Annotated in this window: 17 protein-coding genes; 7 read left to right on the forward strand and 10 right to left on the reverse strand. The window is 55.8% G+C overall.

The genetic code is table 11. The annotated features are described in order from the left end of the window. Positions 1 to 84 precede the first annotated feature (84 nt). Positions 85 to 1,287 (forward strand): sodium/glutamate symporter, encoded by a 1,203-nt coding sequence (gene gltS, locus K5E19_RS16725; protein ID WP_221552194.1) that lies wholly within the window; start codon positions 85 to 87, stop codon positions 1,285 to 1,287. Positions 1,288 to 1,289: 2 nt separating this feature from the next. On the opposite strand, the gene recG is transcribed toward gltS, so the two are convergent. From recG to gmk, 5 genes are read right to left on the reverse strand one after another with little or no spacing between them, the layout of a single operon-like run. Then, positions 1,290 to 3,371, reverse strand: a complete 2,082-nt coding sequence (recG, locus tag K5E19_RS16730) for an ATP-dependent DNA helicase RecG (protein WP_221552195.1) — start codon at positions 3,369 to 3,371, stop codon at positions 1,290 to 1,292. 3 nt (positions 3,372 to 3,374) lie between these two features. Continuing rightward, positions 3,375 to 4,064 carry a tRNA (guanosine(18)-2'-O)-methyltransferase TrmH gene (gene trmH / locus K5E19_RS16735; protein ID WP_024906644.1) on the reverse strand — a complete coding sequence of 230 codons (690 nt, stop codon included), beginning with the start codon at positions 4,062 to 4,064 and terminating at the stop codon, positions 3,375 to 3,377. A 4-nt stretch (positions 4,065 to 4,068) separates the two neighbouring features. Next, positions 4,069 to 6,183: a bifunctional GTP diphosphokinase/guanosine-3',5'-bis pyrophosphate 3'-pyrophosphohydrolase gene (gene spoT / locus K5E19_RS16740; protein ID WP_221552196.1), complete on the reverse strand. Its 2,115-nt coding sequence runs from the start codon at positions 6,181 to 6,183 to the stop codon at positions 4,069 to 4,071. A gap of 19 nt (positions 6,184 to 6,202) precedes the next feature. Continuing rightward, positions 6,203 to 6,478 (reverse strand): DNA-directed RNA polymerase subunit omega, encoded by a 276-nt coding sequence (rpoZ, locus tag K5E19_RS16745; RefSeq protein ID WP_000135058.1) that lies wholly within the window; start codon positions 6,476 to 6,478, stop codon positions 6,203 to 6,205. A 54-nt stretch (positions 6,479 to 6,532) separates the two neighbouring features. Continuing rightward, positions 6,533 to 7,156, reverse strand: coding sequence for a guanylate kinase (gene gmk / locus K5E19_RS16750; protein ID WP_010426438.1), 624 nt, complete (start codon positions 7,154 to 7,156; stop codon positions 6,533 to 6,535). A 251-nt stretch (positions 7,157 to 7,407) separates the two neighbouring features. Here gmk and ligB point away from each other — a divergent pair, with 251 nt between their 5' ends. After that, positions 7,408 to 9,078 (forward strand): NAD-dependent DNA ligase LigB, encoded by a 1,671-nt coding sequence (gene ligB / locus K5E19_RS16755; RefSeq protein WP_221552197.1) that lies wholly within the window; start codon positions 7,408 to 7,410, stop codon positions 9,076 to 9,078. A gap of 2 nt (positions 9,079 to 9,080) precedes the next feature. Here the strand turns inward: ligB and K5E19_RS16760 are convergent, their stop codons facing one another. Beyond that, positions 9,081 to 9,698 carry a trimeric intracellular cation channel family protein gene (locus tag K5E19_RS16760; RefSeq protein ID WP_023334014.1) on the reverse strand — a complete coding sequence of 206 codons (618 nt, stop codon included), beginning with the start codon at positions 9,696 to 9,698 and terminating at the stop codon, positions 9,081 to 9,083. A gap of 205 nt (positions 9,699 to 9,903) precedes the next feature. Further along, positions 9,904 to 10,767: a YicC/YloC family endoribonuclease gene (locus K5E19_RS16765; protein WP_023309886.1), complete on the reverse strand. Its 864-nt coding sequence runs from the start codon at positions 10,765 to 10,767 to the stop codon at positions 9,904 to 9,906. A gap of 125 nt (positions 10,768 to 10,892) precedes the next feature. Between K5E19_RS16765 and rph the strand changes: the two genes are divergently transcribed. Then, entirely contained in the window at positions 10,893 to 11,609 is a 717-nt protein-coding gene (rph, locus tag K5E19_RS16770) for a ribonuclease PH (protein WP_006177715.1), read from the forward strand. Between the two features lie 67 nt (positions 11,610 to 11,676). After that, on the forward strand, positions 11,677 to 12,318 hold the full coding sequence (gene pyrE / locus K5E19_RS16775; RefSeq protein ID WP_010426430.1) for an orotate phosphoribosyltransferase: 642 nt from the start codon (positions 11,677 to 11,679) through the stop codon (positions 12,316 to 12,318). 83 nt (positions 12,319 to 12,401) lie between these two features. Here pyrE and slmA read toward each other — a convergent pair whose 3' ends face one another. From slmA to coaBC, 3 genes are all read right to left on the reverse strand, one after another. Then, positions 12,402 to 12,998: a nucleoid occlusion factor SlmA gene (slmA, locus tag K5E19_RS16780; RefSeq protein WP_010426428.1), complete on the reverse strand. Its 597-nt coding sequence runs from the start codon at positions 12,996 to 12,998 to the stop codon at positions 12,402 to 12,404. 120 nt (positions 12,999 to 13,118) lie between these two features. Next, a complete protein-coding gene (dut, locus tag K5E19_RS16785) occupies positions 13,119 to 13,577 on the reverse strand; it encodes a dUTP diphosphatase (RefSeq protein WP_015570042.1) in 459 nt (152 codons plus the stop codon). Then, on the reverse strand, positions 13,555 to 14,766 hold the full coding sequence (gene coaBC, locus K5E19_RS16790; RefSeq protein ID WP_221552246.1) for a bifunctional phosphopantothenoylcysteine decarboxylase/phosphopantothenate--cysteine ligase CoaBC: 1,212 nt from the start codon (positions 14,764 to 14,766) through the stop codon (positions 13,555 to 13,557). Before coaBC ends, dut begins: the two co-directional genes overlap by 23 nt. A gap of 173 nt (positions 14,767 to 14,939) precedes the next feature. On the opposite strand from coaBC, the gene radC reads away from it, so the two are divergent. The 3 genes from radC to rpmG all read left to right on the forward strand — a co-directional run bounded on the left by radC (position 14,940) and on the right by rpmG (position 16,250). After that, positions 14,940 to 15,605 carry a RadC family protein gene (gene radC / locus K5E19_RS16795; RefSeq protein WP_221552198.1) on the forward strand — a complete coding sequence of 222 codons (666 nt, stop codon included), beginning with the start codon at positions 14,940 to 14,942 and terminating at the stop codon, positions 15,603 to 15,605. Positions 15,606 to 15,823: 218 nt separating this feature from the next. Beyond that, entirely contained in the window at positions 15,824 to 16,060 is a 237-nt protein-coding gene (gene rpmB, locus K5E19_RS16800; RefSeq protein WP_002436699.1) for a 50S ribosomal protein L28, read from the forward strand. A 22-nt stretch (positions 16,061 to 16,082) separates the two neighbouring features. Continuing rightward, positions 16,083 to 16,250 carry a 50S ribosomal protein L33 gene (gene rpmG / locus K5E19_RS16805; protein ID WP_003024094.1) on the forward strand — a complete coding sequence of 56 codons (168 nt, stop codon included), beginning with the start codon at positions 16,083 to 16,085 and terminating at the stop codon, positions 16,248 to 16,250. The last annotated feature ends 58 nt before the right edge of the window (positions 16,251 to 16,308 follow it).

Raw genomic sequence — 16,308 nt, forward strand, 5'->3', positions numbered from 1 at the left:
TTGCGCCGGTGACTCATGACGAGCGCAAACCGGCCCAGGATAACGCCGCGTGTGTATGGAACACGCGCATAACAGGAGCCTTTTATGATTCATCTCGATACGTTGTCGACCCTTGTTGCCGCAACGCTGGTTCTTCTGCTTGGTCGCAAGCTGGTACACAGTGTTTCCTTTCTGAAAAAGTACACCATTCCTGAACCTGTCGCCGGCGGTCTGCTGGTGGCGCTGGCCCTGCTGATACTGAAGAAAAGCATGGGCTGGGAAATTGATTTTGACATGTCCCTGAAAGACCCGTTGATGCTGGCTTTCTTTGCCACCATCGGCCTGAACGCCAACCTCGCAAGCCTGCGCTCGGGCGGTAAGGTGCTCGGCGTATTTCTGATTGTGGTGGTGGGGCTGCTGCTGATGCAAAACGCCATCGGCATCGGGATGGCGACGCTGCTGGGGCTGGACCCGCTGATGGGGCTGCTGGCAGGATCAATTACCCTGTCAGGCGGTCACGGTACCGGGGCGGCGTGGAGCAAGTTGTTCATCGAGCGCTACGGCTTTGAAAATGCGACTGAAGTTGCGATGGCCTGCGCCACCTTTGGCCTGGTGCTGGGTGGCCTGATTGGCGGCCCGGTGGCGCGGTATCTGGTTAAGCACTCCACCACGCCGAACGGCAGGCCGGACGATGAAATGGTGCCGACCGCGTTCGAAAAGCCGGACGTCGGGCGCAGTATTACCTCGCTGGTGATGATTGAAACCATCGCGATGATCGCCATCTGCCTGACCGTAGGAAAAGTGGTTGCACAATGGCTGGCGGGCACAGCCTTTGAACTGCCGACGTTTGTTTGCGTGCTGTTCATTGGTGTGATCCTGAGCAACGGTCTGGCGCTGATGGGCTTCTACCGCGTGTTTGAACGGGCGGTATCGGTGCTCGGCAACGTCAGTCTGTCGCTGTTCCTGGCGATGGCGCTCATGAGCCTCAAACTGTGGGAGCTGGCCTCGCTGGCGCTGCCGATGGTGGCGATTCTGGCGGTGCAGGCGCTGTTTATGGCGCTCTATGCCATGTTTGTCACCTGGCGCATGATGGGCAAAAACTACGATGCGGCGGTGCTGGCGGCGGGTCACTGCGGGTTTGGTCTGGGGGCTACCCCAACGGCTATCGCCAACATGCAGGCGATCACCGAACGGTTCGGGCCATCGCATACGGCGTTTCTGGTGGTCCCGATGGTTGGCGCGTTCTTTATTGATATCGTCAACGCGCTGGTGATCAAGCTGTACCTGATGCTGCCGATGTTTGCCTGAGATCAGGCGTTGGAATAGCGTTCGGTTTCCGGCATCCAGCGCTCAATTAACGCTGCCGCCTGTTCGGGGTAGCGTTCATGAATATGGCGTGCCAGGCGCTGAACTTCGGGGATCATCGCTTGATCGCGCAGCAAATCCGCCACTTTGAATTCCGCGTTCCCCGTCTGACGCGTGCCCAGCAGTTCGCCCGGGCCGCGGATCTCCAGGTCTTTTTGCGCAATCACAAAACCGTCGTTGCTGTCGCGCAGCACCTGCAACCGCATCTGGGCGGTTTTCGAGAGCGGGGCTTTATAGAGCAGTACGCAGTGGGAAGCCACCGCGCCACGACCGACGCGTCCGCGCAGCTGGTGAAGCTGGGCAAGGCCGAGACGCTCCGGGTTTTCGATGATCATCAGGCTGGAATTCGGGACGTCCACGCCGACTTCGATCACCGTGGTGGCGATCAGCAGATGCAAATCACCCTGTTTGAACGACTGCATCACCGCCTGTTTTTCGGCGGGCTTCATGCGTCCGTGAACCAGACCCACATTCAGCTCCGGCAGCGCCAGCTTAAGCTCTTCCCACGTGGCTTCGGCAGCCTGCGCTTCCAGCAGTTCAGACTCTTCAATCAGCGTACAGACCCAGTAGGCCTGACGCCCTTCTTGGGTGCAGGCGTTGCGCACGCGGTCGATGATATCGCTGCGGCGCGTGTCAGGAATGGCGACCGTTGTGACCGGGGTACGGCCCGGCGGCAGTTCGTCGATGGTGGAGGTATCCAGATCGGCGTAGGCGGTCATCGCCAGGGTGCGCGGGATCGGCGTGGCGGTCATGATCAGCTGATGCGGATGGAAGCCCTGCTGCAGCCCTTTTTCCCACAGCGCCAGACGCTGATGCACGCCGAAGCGGTGCTGCTCGTCGATAATCACCAGCGCAAGGCCGTTAAACTGCACCTGCTCCTGGAAGATGGCGTGCGTGCCGACAATCATCTGCACTTGTCCGCTGGCAATGGCCTCCTGCTGCGCAAGGCGTGCTTTGCCTTTTTGCTTCCCGGCAAGCCAGCCCACTTCAATCCCCAGCGGTGCAAACCAGGCGCGGAAATTGTTGGCGTGCTGCTCGGCCAGCAGTTCGGTCGGCGCCATCAGCGCCACCTGCTTGCCGTGGGTAATCGCGCGCAGGGCCGCCAGCGCTGCAACCAGCGTTTTACCGGAGCCTACGTCGCCCTGCACCAGGCGCATCATCGGCACGTCGAGCGCCATATCGCGTTCGATTTCGGCGGTGACGCGCGCTTGCGCGCCGGTGGGTTTAAACGGTAGCGAGGCCAGCAGCTTATCTTTGAGTTCATCATTCTGGCTTAACGGCTGGGCATGGAAACGCTGTGCGCCCGCGCGAAGCGCCAGCATGCTCAGGTTATGCGCCAGTAATTCCTCAAGGATAAGACGCCGTTGGGCGGGGTGTTTGCCGCTTTCTAAATCGCTGAGCTGCAGCGTTGGCGGCGGGCGGTGCAGGGTGCGCAGCGCCTCGGGCAGGCTCATCATGCCCTGCGCCAGCTCGGGCGGCAGCAGCTCGGTAATGGCGCAGGTATCCAGCAGCTCAAGCGCCTGATCGGTGAGCTTACGCAGCGTCGCCTGCTTGATGCCTTCCGTCGTCGGGTAAACCGGGGTGAGCGTCTCCTGCAGCTCTGGCGTGCTGAGATCGCCCTGTACGCGGTACTCCGGGTGGATCATCTCTGCGCCGTACTTCCCGCGTTTGGCCTCGCCATAGGCCAGCACCCTGCGGCCCGTTGCCAGGCTGTTTTTCATCGCCGCGCTGAAGTTGAAAAAACGCATGGTGAGAATGCCGGTGCCGTCGCTGATCTGGCAGGTCATCATCCGGCGTCCGCCGAAGGTGATGTTGCAGTTCAGGACTTCGCCTTCAACGGTGGCGTAAATGGCAGGAAGGAGATCGCCAATCTTGTAGAGCTGGGTGCGGTCTTCGTAACGCAGGGGGAGGTGAAGCAGGAGATCCTGCACGGTGTGCAGGCCAATTTTTGCCAGCTTATTGCTTTGCGCCGCGCCCACGCCCGTCAGGCTGTTTAGCGGGATGGCATCCAGCAGGCGGCCTTTCATCGCTTACCCGGCGTACTGCATGGTGGCCCACCACTCGGCATCGGCTTCAATTTCGCCCTGCGCGTTGACGTGGGGGTAAGGCAATTTTTTCTGCTTCGCAACGCGAGCCAGCACCGGATAACCACCTTCAAACAGCAGGCGCTGCTGTTCCTCTTCCGGCAGCATGCTGTTGCTGCGCTCGTACATCCCGGCGTTCTGACGCTGGCGCTGCGCTTCATACAGAATGAGCGCGGACGCCACGGAGACGTTGAGAGACTGGACCATGCCGATCATCGGAATGATGATATCCCGATCCGCCAGATCCAGCGCTTCCTGGGTGATCCCCGTTTTCTCCTGACCCATCAAAATGCAGGTCGGGCGAGTGTAGTCGATCTCGCGGAAATCTACGGCTTTAGCGGACAGGTTAGTGGCGAGGATCTGCATCCCGCGCCCTTTCAGGTGCGATACGGCTTCGCCAATGGTGTGATGATTTTTGACAGACACCCAACTGTTGCTGCCTGCCGCCGCCGAGACCGTATTGCGCATACGGCCGTCCGGCCAGACGGCATGCACTTCATGCACACCGACGGCATCTGCGGTACGAACGATAGCAGAGACGTTATGAGGTTTATGCACCTGCTCCATGCAGACCGTCAGGTCAGGCTGACGCCTGGCGAGCATTTCGCAGATACGTGCATAACGTTGTGAATTCATAAACCTAGTTTCGGTTTCGGGTGACTTTAATCACGTCCGGCATGACGCGGATCTTGCGCATAATATTCGCCAGATGCACGCGGTCGCGGGCGGTCAGACGAATAAAGGCGCTGTACACGCGGCCATCTTTTTCTTCCGTATTCAGGCTCTGAATGTTGGAAGAGGCCGTGTTGATTGCTGCCGTCAGATTCGCCAGGGCGCCCTGGTGATTGAACATATCCACCTTAATTTCGGTGATAAATTCCTGCGCGGTCTCTTTATCCCACTCGACGGCCATAAACTTCTCGGCTTCTTTCTGGTAGCCGCGAATGTTACGACAGGACTCGTGGTGGATAACCAGCCCTTTACCCGGACTGACGTGCGCAATAATCGGGTCGCCAGGAATTGGACGACAGCATTTTGCGAAGGTGATCAGCACCCCGTCCGCGCCTTTAATCGGCAGGTGTCCGTGGCTTTGCGTCGTTGCCGGCACCGCTGTCGTGTCGCCTTGCTGCAGGTTCTTCGCCACCACTACGCTCATGGCGTTGCCGAGGCCAATCTCTGCCAGCAGGTCATCAAGCGACGCGAGCTTCATGCGCTCCAGCTCACGCTGGAGGTTCTCCTGCGGAATTTCAGCCAGCTTACGGCTGCCGCCCAACGCGTGGTTGAGCAGACGACGCCCCAGGCTGACGGAATCATCGCGCTTGAGGTTTTTCAGCAGCTGGCGAATTTTGGCGCGTGCTTTGGAGCTCACGACAAAGTTCAGCCAGGCCGCGTTCGGACGTGCGCCCGGCGCGGTAATAATTTCTACCGTCTGGCCGCTGGAGAGTGGCTGAGACAGCGGATAAGGCTGTCTGTCGACGCGCGCGCCGACGCAGGCATGCCCGATGTCAGTATGCACGGCGTAAGCGAAGTCGACCGGTGTTGCCCCCGCAGGCAGTTCGACAATACGACCTTCTGGGGTGAAAACGTAAATCTCATCCGGGAAGAGATCGGATTTAACGCTCTCGATAAATTCAAACGAGCTACCCGCACTCTGCTGAAGCTCCAGCAGGCTCTGCATCCAGCGCTGGGCGCGGATTTGTGCGGTCGTGCTGCTTTCGCCACCGTGCTCTTTATACGCCCAGTGCGCGGCGACACCCATCTCTGCCATCTGGTCCATGTCTTCGGTGCGAATTTGCACCTCAACAGGCACGCCGTGAGGACCGATCATCGAGGTGTGCAAAGATTGATAGCCGTTCGCTTTTGGAATGGCGATGTAATCTTTCATGCGCCCCGGACGCGGTTTGTAGAGGCTGTGCATCTGCCCCAGCACGCGATAGCAGGTGTCCGAGTCGTGGACAATGACGCGGAACGCGTAGATATCCATGATCGAGTGAAAACGCTGCTCTTTGAGCACCATTTTGCAGTAGATGGAGTACAAATGTTTCTCGCGACCGCTGACGCGGCACGGAATTCCCGCTTCCTGTAAGCGCCCTTCGATTTCAGAGAGGATTTTTTGAATCATCTCTTTACGGTTACCGCGTGCGGCTTTCACCACCTCTTTAATCACGCGATAGCGGTTCGGGTACAACGCTTCAAAACCCAGCTCTTCCAGCTCGGTTTTAATGTGGTGAATACCTAAACGGTGCGCCAGCGGACTGTAGATTTCGAGGGTTTCACGGGCAATGCGGCGACGTTTATCCGGGCGAAGTGAGCCCAGCGTGCGCATATTGTGGGTACGGTCAGCGAGTTTGATGAGAATGACGCGGATATCCTGCACCATCGCCATAATCATCTTGCGAAAGTTTTCGGCTTGCGCCTCTTTCTTGTCGCGGAAATTCAGCTTATCAAGCTTAGAGACCCCTTCCACCAGTTCGGCAACGCTTTTGCCAAACAGCTGTTCCATGTCCTGATAAGTGGCAGGAGTATCTTCAATCACGTCGTGCAGCAGAGCGGCCATCAGCGTTTCATAGTCGAGTTTCATCTCGGCCAGAATACAGGCCACCGCTACCGGGTGCGTGATATAGGGTTCACCGCTTGAACGTGTCTGGCCCTCGTGAGCGTCACGTGCAACGAGATACGCCTGCTGAAGACGCTTAATCTGGTCTTCAGGCAGGTAGGTTTGAATCAGTTGATTCAGGCTTTCAAACAGATACAAGGGCGACCCGCAGGTTTAATTAACGACGACCTTCAGCAATAGCGGTTACGGCCTGCAGTTCTGCGGCTTCCTGCTCTTGCTGCTCCTGGCGCTCACGTACGTCGAGGATCTGGTTGTTGATCAGACCTTCTTCGATTTCGCGAAGTGCAATAACGGTGGTTTTATCGTTTTCTTCCGGTACCAGCGGATCTTTACCGCCTACCTGCATCTGACGAGCGCGACGCGCGGCGACCAGCACCAGGTCAAAACGGTTACCAATTTTCTCTACAGCGTCCTGAACAGTTACGCGTGCCATACTTAAAATGCTCCACAGGTGAAGAAATGACTGGGCATGATACTGAAAGTGGGTTCAGTCTGCCAACAGTTTGGTGATTAATGCGTCATGTCGCTGCTTCTGGCGGCTCATACGCAGACGTTCTGCACGAAGAATGGTTTTGAGATCGCTCAATGCGGCATCAAAATCATCATTCACAATAAGGTAATCATATTCCGCGTAATGGCTCATTTCTGCAACAGCCTGTTCCATACGCTTTGCGATCACTTCTTCGCTGTCCTGACCGCGGCCACGCAGGCGGCGATCCAGCTCATCTTTCGATGGCGGTAAAATAAAGATACTGCGCGAGTCAGGCATTTTCTTGCGAATTTGCTGTGCGCCCTGCCAGTCGATATCCAGGAACACATTCACGCCCGTGGCCAGAACCTGCTCAATGGTTTCACGCGAGGTTCCGTAGTAATTACCGAATACTTCAGCGTGTTCAAGAAACGCGTCTCTGCCGATCATCGCTCTGAATTCGTCGTGATCCACAAAGAAATAGTGTTCACCGTGCACTTCACCCGGACGCGGCGCTCGCGTGGTGTGAGAAACAGAAACCTGTGTGTCGTACAACGGTTGGGTTTTTAACAGTGCCTGAATAAGGCTGGATTTACCCGCGCCACTAGGGGCAGAAACAATATAAAGCGTGCCTTGAGCCATGAGAGTCTTTTGTATGTGTTAACGAAGAAGTCCTACATACGGGCTTATTATACACGTCGGCGCACCGTGACGTAGCCTTTGTCACACTTTTTCCCCTGGATTATTGAATTTTGCGTGCCGTTTTCAGGTTTTATCTGTGGTTTGCAGAAATAAAAAGAAACCCTGGATCGCGCCTCGTAAAGCGAAAGGTTGCCGTTAGCGTTGTTTCGATCGTCAGGTTATACCTCCCGCAACGCAAAGGAGGGGTAGCAATGTGGCGATGGATAAGCGGATTACTGGTGTTGTGGTGTGGCTATGGCGCGGCGGTGTGTCCGGTATGGTCGCAGGCAAAAGCAGAGAAAGAGATTGCGTCGTTAAGCGCGCAGATCAAACGCTGGGATGATGCCTACTGGAAGCAGGGGGCGAGCGAGATCAACGACGAGGTTTACGACCAGCTTCACGGGCGGTTAACGCAGTGGCAACACTGTTTTGGCAGTGAGATTTCAGAAGAGAAACTCCCCGCGCTGACGGGAAGCGTAAAACATCCTGTTGCCCACACGGGCGTGCATAAAGTGACCGGCAAAGAGGAGCTGAGGCAGTGGATGCGAGCCCGACGTAACCTCTGGCTACAGCCTAAAGTCGACGGTGTGGCGATAACGCTGGTCTATCGTGACGGAACGTTAATCCAGGCTATCAGTCGCGGAGATGGGCTAAAAGGAGAGGACTGGACGGCAAAAGTGCGTTTAATCCCGTCGGTTCCGCAAAAGCTCACCGGAACACTGGCGAATAGCGTATTGCAGGGCGAACTTTTCTGGTTACGCGACAACCACATTCAGAGCCAGATGGGAGGAATGAACGCTCGCGCAAAAGTGGCGGGTGCGATGATGCGACAAAAGGATAATGCGCTCCTGAGCAAGCTCGGCGTATTCATCTGGGCCTGGCCGGACGGGCCGAAAGATATGCAGATATCTTTAGCTGAACTGTCTAAAGCCGGTTTTACGCTGTCGGCACGGTATACGCTTCCCGCAAAATCTGTTGATGCCGTCGAGAAACAGCGCGCGGCCTGGCACGAGACCGGATTACCCTTTGCCACGGATGGCATTGTGGTGCGTTCGGAGGATGAACCTGCGGGCGAAAGCTGGTTGCCCGGTGAAGGACACTGGGTCGTCGCGTGGAAATATCCACCCGTTGCGCAGCTTGCTGAGGTAAAGAGTATTCAGTTTTCTGTAGGACGAACGGGCAAGGTGTCCGTCGTCGCAGGGCTTGAGCCTGTGCGACTGGATGATAAACAGGTGCGACGAGTCAGTCTGGGGTCGGTTGGGCGTTGGCAGAGCCTGGATGTCGCACAAGGCGATCAGGTGCTGATCAGTCTTGCCGGACAGGGTATTCCGCGCCTGGATAAGGTGGTCTGGCGAGGGACGAACAGACAAAAACCGCAGCCTCCTGCCTCGAAGTACCATTCATTAAGCTGTTTTTATGCCTCGCCGGACTGCATGGAGCAGTTTTTTGCCCGGCTAACATGGCTCAGTTCTAAACAGGGGCTGGATATCGAAGGTTTAGGGGAGTCCGGCTGGCGTACGCTCTGGCAGGCACATCATTTCGAACATATCTTCTCATGGCTGGTATTAACACAGGCGCAGCTTCAGGCCACGCCGGGGTTTTCCGCGGCGCGCGGGCTAGCGCTCTGGCATCGTTTTAATCAGGTGCGGGAACAGCCTTTTATCCGTTGGATTAGCGCGATGGGAGCTCCGCTATCCAAGGCGACACTGAACGCTATCGATGGGCGATCGTGGCAGGCGATGAGCCAGCGAAGCGCTGGCGACTGGCAAACCTTGCCGGGGACAGGTGAGGAGAAAACGCGGCAAATCATGAACTGGATGCGCGCGCCTCAGGTTGATGTGCTGGTGAAGTGGCTCGCTGAACAGCACATCAACGGATTTTGACATCAGTGCGCGCTGTGTTTGTAGTGAAAAACGGGCAGTCCGAGCTTCAAACGCAGCGCCAGCATGCGGGCCGTAAAGCCAAACAGCAGCGTCGAGATGACTACCACGTCATGGTTCGAAACGTAATGCTGCAGGGCGATATAAAGCACCGCTGCCGCAAAGGAGATACCGGCGTACAGCTCTTTTTGAAACACCAGAGGAATGCGTTTGCAGAACATGTCACGCAATACTCCGCCAAATACGCCCGTGACCACGGCGGCAATAGTGGCGATAACTGGCCCTTCTCCCATATCGAGCGCGATTTGCGCACCGATGATCGAAAATACGATCAGCCCCAGCGCATCAAGCACCAGGAACAGACGGCGCAGGTGGGGCATAACGGGTGCCACAATGGTGGTTAATACAGCAGCCGTCGCCACGATAATCACGTACTCAGGGTGTTTAACCCAGCCGAGCGGGTAATGGCCCAGCAGGATGTCGCGCACGGAACCGCCGCCCAGGGCGGTCGCGGTAGCAATAATGATTACACCGAAGGTATCCATACGGCGACGCCCGGCAGCAAGCGCGCCGGTCATGGCTTCTGCGGTGATGCCAATGAGATAAAGAATGTGAAGCAGCATATACCCTCCGGTGTGAACGCGGGGGAGGTTAACGATTTGTGCACAAGATCACGATTGAGTTTTTCTAAGGTGAGTCAGTTTGCCCTATAAATTTTTATAACGTTATATTGGGCAGGCTTGATGACAGGCGGTAACGCGTAAAAACGAGTCGTGATATGGATTAGAAATAATAATGGGTGGTGCAACCGACACCACCCGAAAGGCATTACTCGATATTCTGGATCTGCTCGCGCATCTGCTCAATCAGCACTTTCAGCTCAATCGCTGAATTCGTCACTTCTGCATTGATCGACTTAGACGCCAGGGTGTTCGACTCGCGGTTGAACTCCTGCATCATAAAGTCCAGACGGCGGCCTACAGCTTCTTTCTTCTTCAGAATGTTGTAGGTTTCTTTAACGTGCGCTTCCAGACGGTCCAGCTCTTCAGCGACATCAATACGCTGCGCCATCAGCACCAGTTCTTGTTCCAGACGGGTGTTTTCCAGCTGAACTTCCGCTTCTTCCAGTTTGGCGACAAGACGCTCGCGCTGCCATTGCAGCACTTCTGGCATATGGGTGCGAACTTTGGCTACTTCGGTGCTCACGCCTTCAAGACGCTGCTCAATCATCGCTTTCAGCGCCTGGCCTTCGGTTTCACGGGCAACGATAAAGTCGTCCAGCGTGCCGTCGAGGGCTGCCAGGATTTCAGCGGCAATGGCGTCCAGATCCTGCTCACCGGCGGCCATGACGCCAGGCCAGCGCAGAATATCAACCGGGTTGATTTCGCCTTCATCGCTCTGCATTTTGACCCAGTTCGCCGCATTCACGAGCTGTTTCGCCAGTTTTTCATTAAGAATCAACTCGCCTTGCGCGCTGGCATCAGGCTCAAAGCGCAGGTTACATTCCACTTTTCCGCGCGTCAGACGCGTACGGATACGTTCACGTACGACAGGCTCAAGGCTGCGAAACTGCTCCGGCATACGGAAATACGTTTCCAGGTAACGCTGGTTTACCGAGCGCATTTCCCATGTAGCGCTGCCCCAGCTACCCTTGATTTCACGCCGGGCGTAGGCGGTCATACTGCGGATCATAGATATTCCCGTTTTTAAAGGAGAGATGGGGGGATTATAGCTTTCAGGGCTTTGTCAGGATAGGAATAAGCGCGTTTAATCCGTATAATGCGCAGCCACATTCGTTTCAAGCCGGAGAATCCATCATGCGTCCATCAGGTCGTAGCGCCAACCAGGTGCGTCCCGTCACCCTGACCCGTAACTATACAAAACACGCTGAAGGCTCCGTGCTGGTTGAGTTTGGTGACACTAAAGTGCTGTGCACCGCCTCTATCGAAGAAGGCGTTCCGCGCTTCCTGAAAGGTCAGGGCCAGGGCTGGATCACCGCAGAATACGGCATGCTGCCGCGTGCGACCCATACCCGTAACGCTCGCGAAGCGGCGAAGGGTAAGCAGGGCGGTCGTACCATGGAGATTCAGCGTCTGATCGCGCGTGCGCTGCGCGCCGCCGTTGACCTGAAAGTTCTTGGCGAATTCACCATCACTCTCGATTGCGACGTCATTCAGGCAGACGGCGGTACGCGTACCGCGTCCATTACCGGTGCCTGCGTGGCGCTGGCTGATGCCCTGAACAAGCTGGTTGCGGCCGGTAAGCTGAAAACCAACCCAATGAAAGGCATGGTTGCGGCGGTTTCTGTCGGTATCGTTAACGGCGAAGCGCTTTGCGATCTGGAATACGTTGAAGATTCCGCAGCCGAAACCGACATGAACGTGGTGATGACCGAAGATGGTCGCATCATTGAAGTACAGGGCACGGCAGAAGGTGAGCCGTTCACCCACGAAGAGCTTCTCTCCTTACTGGCGTTGGCCCGAGGGGGAATCGAATCCATTGTAACGACGCAGAAAGCGGCGTTAGAAAATTGATTTTAAAGGCGACCAATGAGTCGCCTTTTTTTTGCCTGTAAGACAGAAAAACCAAAGGAGCGAATCCATGAAATCGTATCAGCGCCAGTTTATTGAGTTTGCGCTTAACAAGCAGGTACTTAAGTTTGGCGAGTTTACGCTGAAATCCGGGCGTAAGAGCCCCTATTTCTTCAACGCCGGGCTGTTTAATACCGGGCGCGATCTGGCGCTGTTAGGCCGTTTCTATGCCGAAGCGCTGGTGGATTCCGGGATTGATTTTGACCTGCTGTTTGGCCCGGCCTACAAAGGCATTCCAATTGCGACCACCACCGCGGTGGCGCTGGCGGAACACCATGACCGCGACGTGCCGTACTGCTTTAACCGTAAAGAAGCCAAAACCCACGGTGAAGGCGGGAATCTGGTCGGCAGCGCGCTGCAGGGCCGCGTCATGCTGGTGGACGATGTGATCACCGCGGGCACGGCGATCCGCGAATCGATGGAGATTATTCAGGCCAACGGTGCGACGCTTGCTGGCGTGCTGATTTCTCTGGATCGTCAGGAGCGTGGTCGCGGGGAAATTTCCGCTATTCAGGAAGTTGAGCGCGATTACAGCTGCAAAGTGACGTCGATTATCACCCTGAAAGACCTGATTGCTTATCTGGAAGAGAAGCCGGAGATGGCGGATCATCTGGCGGCGGTACGTGCGTACCGGGAAGAGTTCGGCGTGTAATTGAATTGCCCGGTGGCGCGACGCTTACCGGGCCTGCCTATTTCGTAGGCCGGATAAGGCGAAGCCGCCATCCGGCAACGGTGTTACTGCAACTGAGCAGCCACTAACGGCCAGCGGGCGTCAAAATCGTCCGTTGGACGGTATTTGAATTCGCTACGCACAAAACGGGAAAGCATTCCTTCGCAAAACGCCAGGATCTGGCTCGCCAGCAGCGTCTCATCGATGGTGTACCCTTCACCTTCACGCATTTTCTTCTCGCGCAGAACCTGACGCAGCTGCGCTTCAATACGTTCGAAAAGCTGGTTAATGCGGCCCTGCAGTCTGTCCTGCTCGAACATCAGCGCGTGGCCGGTCAGGATACGGGTTAAGCCCGGATTGCGTTCACCAAAGCCCAGAATTAACAGCACAATCAGACGCAGACGCGCGGTGGTGTCTTTTTCGTCTTTCAGAATCAGGTTAATGCGCGTGATCAGGCTGTCTTCAATAAACTCGATCAGGCTGTCGAACATCCGGGTTTTGCTCGGGAAATGACGGTACAGCGCCGCCTCAGACACGCCTACAGAGGCGGCCAGTTTAGCGGTAGTGATGCGTTGACTGCCATCGCTGGATTCAAGCATCAGAGCCAGAGACTGAAGTATTTCTTCGCGACGATTCCTTTTCGCGGTTTGTTTTTCTGCCATGTTACAAAATACCCCTGAAAATAAGCACTTGCCAGGCTGGCATCCACACAGCGACCGCAAACTGACGTTTGCGGTTTGTTATTGCATTATGGCGCTGTGAGATGCGTATCTATCGGACGGTTATTTACGCCCGGAATGGCCGAAGCCGCCTTCGCCACGGTCGGTGGCGTCGAAGTCAGCCACCAGGTTAAATTCTGCCTGCACAACCGGTACAAAGACCATCTGCGCAATACGTTCGCCAGGCTCAATGGTAAAGCTGTCCTGACCACGGTTCCAGACGGACACCATCAGCTGACCTTGATAGTCAGAGTCGATCAGGCCGACCAGGTTACCCAGTACGACGCCATGCTTATGGCCCAGACCAGAACGCGGCAGGATCACCGCCGCCAGCGACGGGTCAGCAATGTGAATTGCCAGGCCTGTCGGGATCAGGGTGGTTGCACCTGGAGCCAGTTCTACGGCGTCATCGAGACAGGCGCGCAGGTCAAGACCGGCAGAGCCGGAGGTGGCATAGGTTGGCAGCGGAAATTGCTCGCCAACACGCGGGTCCAGAATCTTAACGTCGATTTTTTTCATCATAACGGGTAACGATCTCGTCCAGTAATTGTTGGCCCAGGAGTTCCTTGCGCTCAAGCGGTAAGACTTTATCTCCATCCTGCCAGAAAAGGTGCAGTGCATTGCTGTCGCTGTTAAATCCTTGCGTGGCCAGCGATACGTCATTCGCGCAAATCAAATCGAGGTTTTTGCGAGTACGTTTTTGCCGGGCATATTCTTCCACATTATTTGTTTCTGCGGCAAACCCAACAACGTAAGGGCGATGGCTTTTCAGCGCTGCGACACCAGCAACGATATCCGGGTTTTTCACCATTTTTATCGTTAATTCATCACCTTGCTTTTTGATTTTGGCGTCTGCAATGGTCTCTGCACGGTAATCCGCGACGGCCGCACAGCCGATAAAAATCTGCTGGTTTTGCGCATGGGCCTGCACGGCGGCTTCCATTTCCAACGCGGTGGTGACGTCAATGCGCTGAACGAACGGGGGTGTCGGCAGTGAGACCGGCCCGCTCACCAGCGTGACGTTCGCGCCGCGTTTTGCCGCCGCAGCAGCAATGGCAAAGCCCATCTTGCCGGAGCTGTAGTTAGTGATGTAACGCACCGGGTCCAGCGGTTCACGCGTAGGGCCCGCGGTAATCATGATGTTGAGATGTTGCAGATCGTTGACAGGCGAAAAATGGGCTGCTGCCATATCAACAATCGTCAGCGGGTCAAGCATACGACCCGGGCCAACATCGCCGCAGGCCTGGCTGCCACTGTCCGGTCCCCAGATGAGTAGACCGCGTGAGGCCAGCGTCTCCAGATTGTGCTGGGTGGCCGCGTTACGGTACATCTGCTGGTTCATCGCGGGCACGACGGCGACAGGCGCAGGTGTCGCAAGGTAAATGGTCGAGACCAGATCGTTCGCCATGCCCGCCGCTACGCGGGCAATCAAATCGGCCGTGGCGGGGGCAAGAATCACCAGGTCTGCCCATTTCCCAAGCTCAATGTGGCCCATCGCCGCTTCTGCAGCAGGGTCAAGCAGGCTGTCGGATACCGGGTACCCCGAGACAGCCTGCAGGCTCAGAGGCGTGATAAAGGCTTTGCCACCTTCGGTTATCGCGACCCGCACATCCGCCCCGCGCTCGCGCAGACGACGCACCAGGTCCGGCGCTTTATAGGCTGCAATACCGCCGCTCACGCCAAGAACGATTTTTTTACCGGCCAGGCTCATCATGATTCTTTCCTGTTGGGTTTCACCAGAGAGCGGGCATTTTATCACAATCACAAAAACGGGGTGATTTTGTCCTTCGTTCACTTTGCGAGGCGTTACGCAAGAACGAAAAGTCAGCGTCGAGCCCCGGATTGGCCTGTGGCAGCATGATGGCAAACAGAAGGAGGCTGGGCATGGAAGAGACGGAACTGCTGTTACCGCGCGAAAAACTGCTGCGATATGGCGTCACCTTGTTAAAAGACGATGAGCTGCTGGCGCTCTTTTTGCGTACGGGTACGCAGGGGAAAACGGTATTTACGCTGGCAAAAGAGCTGATAGCACATTTCGGTTCGCTGCATGGTTTGCTGACCGCCGATCTGGCAGCGTTTGCGCACGTTGAAGGGATTGGCGTGGCGAAATATGCCCAACTGAGGGGGATTGCTGAACTTGCCCGCCGTTTTTACAATGTCCGTATGGAGGAGGAAGATCCGATCCTTTCCCCGGCGATGACCCGCGAATTCCTGCAAAGCCAGCTGTCAGATATGGAGCGGGAGATCTTCATGGTGATCTTTCTCGACAACAAGAACCGGGTGCTGAAACACAGTCACCTTTTCTCTGGAACCTTGACCCACGTAGAGGTCTATCCGCGAGAAATTGTGCGGGAAGCGATAAAAGTGAATGCAGCCGGCGTGATCCTCGCGCATAATCACCCCTCTGGCTGTGCAGAACCGAGCAGAGCGGACAAAGAAATCACCGAACGCATTATCAAATGCTGTCAATTCATGGACATTCGTGTGCTGGACCATCTGATAATTGGCCGCGGAGAGTACATTTCTTTTGCAGAGCGTGGTTGGATTTAGACCATTTCTCGCGATCCATCGGGATCTTTGTCTGTTCGGGACTTGAGCACACCGCCGAGTCAGCGTATACTACGCCACCTTTGAGAATCTCGGGTTTGGCATTTGGGCCTGGCAATCGAGAGTTCACTTAGAACTATGCGATGACCGGGCTGTAAAGCCTGACGAGGCGCCGATACCCCATACGAAGCTCGAGCTAATTTGATTTTTGGAGAATAGACATGTCCCGAGTCTGCCAAGTTACTGGCAAGCGTCCGGTGACCGGTAACAACCGTTCCCACGCACTGAACGCGACTAAACGCCGTTTCCTGCCGAACCTGCACTCTCACCGTTTCTGGGTTGAGAGCGAGAAGCGTTTTGTCACCCTGCGTGTATCTGCTAAAGGTATGCGTGTAATCGATAAGAAAGGCATCGATACAGTTCTGTCCGAACTGCGTGCCCGTGGCGAAAAGTACTAAGTACTTAAAGAGGAAATAAATCATGGCTAAAGGTATTCGCGAGAAAATCAAGCTGGTTTCTTCTGCTGGTACAGGTCACTTCTACACCACCACGAAGAACAAACGTACTAAGCCGGAAAAACTGGAACTGAAAAAATTCGATCCAGTTGTACGCCAGCACGTACTGTACAAAGAAGCTAAAATCAAATAATTTTAGTCTCCTTGTATTGAAAAACCCCGCATCTGCGGGGTTTTTTGCATTCTGCATC

The sequence above is a fragment of the Enterobacter sp. RIT637 genome, assembly GCF_019718755.1.
GTDB lineage: Bacteria > Pseudomonadota > Gammaproteobacteria > Enterobacterales > Enterobacteriaceae > Enterobacter.

Bases quoted from the DNA above. Each gene is read 5' to 3' on its own strand.
- slmA (WP_010426428.1), bottom strand. From the start codon at position 12,998: ATGGCAGAAAAACAAACCGCGAAAAGGAATCGTCGCGAAGAAATACTT.
- K5E19_RS16765 (WP_023309886.1), bottom strand. From the start codon at position 10,767: ATGATCCGCAGTATGACCGCCTACGCCCGGCGTGAAATCAAGGGTAGC.
- coaBC (WP_221552246.1), bottom strand. From the start codon at position 14,766: ATGAGCCTGGCCGGTAAAAAAATCGTTCTTGGCGTGAGCGGCGGTATT.
- rpoZ (WP_000135058.1), bottom strand. From the start codon at position 6,478: ATGGCACGCGTAACTGTTCAGGACGCTGTAGAGAAAATTGGTAACCGT.
- recG (WP_221552195.1), bottom strand. From the start codon at position 3,371: ATGAAAGGCCGCCTGCTGGATGCCATCCCGCTAAACAGCCTGACGGGC.
- dut (WP_015570042.1), bottom strand. From the start codon at position 13,577: ATGATGAAAAAAATCGACGTTAAGATTCTGGACCCGCGTGTTGGCGAG.
- trmH (WP_024906644.1), bottom strand. From the start codon at position 4,064: ATGAATTCACAACGTTATGCACGTATCTGCGAAATGCTCGCCAGGCGT.
- ligB (WP_221552197.1), top strand. From the start codon at position 7,408: ATGTGGCGATGGATAAGCGGATTACTGGTGTTGTGGTGTGGCTATGGC.
- gltS (WP_221552194.1), top strand. From the start codon at position 85: ATGATTCATCTCGATACGTTGTCGACCCTTGTTGCCGCAACGCTGGTT.
- radC (WP_221552198.1), top strand. From the start codon at position 14,940: ATGGAAGAGACGGAACTGCTGTTACCGCGCGAAAAACTGCTGCGATAT.
- rpmB (WP_002436699.1), top strand. From the start codon at position 15,824: ATGTCCCGAGTCTGCCAAGTTACTGGCAAGCGTCCGGTGACCGGTAAC.
- rph (WP_006177715.1), top strand. From the start codon at position 10,893: ATGCGTCCATCAGGTCGTAGCGCCAACCAGGTGCGTCCCGTCACCCTG.
- gmk (WP_010426438.1), bottom strand. From the start codon at position 7,156: ATGGCTCAAGGCACGCTTTATATTGTTTCTGCCCCTAGTGGCGCGGGT.
- rpmG (WP_003024094.1), top strand. From the start codon at position 16,083: ATGGCTAAAGGTATTCGCGAGAAAATCAAGCTGGTTTCTTCTGCTGGT.
- pyrE (WP_010426430.1), top strand. From the start codon at position 11,677: ATGAAATCGTATCAGCGCCAGTTTATTGAGTTTGCGCTTAACAAGCAG.
- K5E19_RS16760 (WP_023334014.1), bottom strand. From the start codon at position 9,698: ATGCTGCTTCACATTCTTTATCTCATTGGCATCACCGCAGAAGCCATG.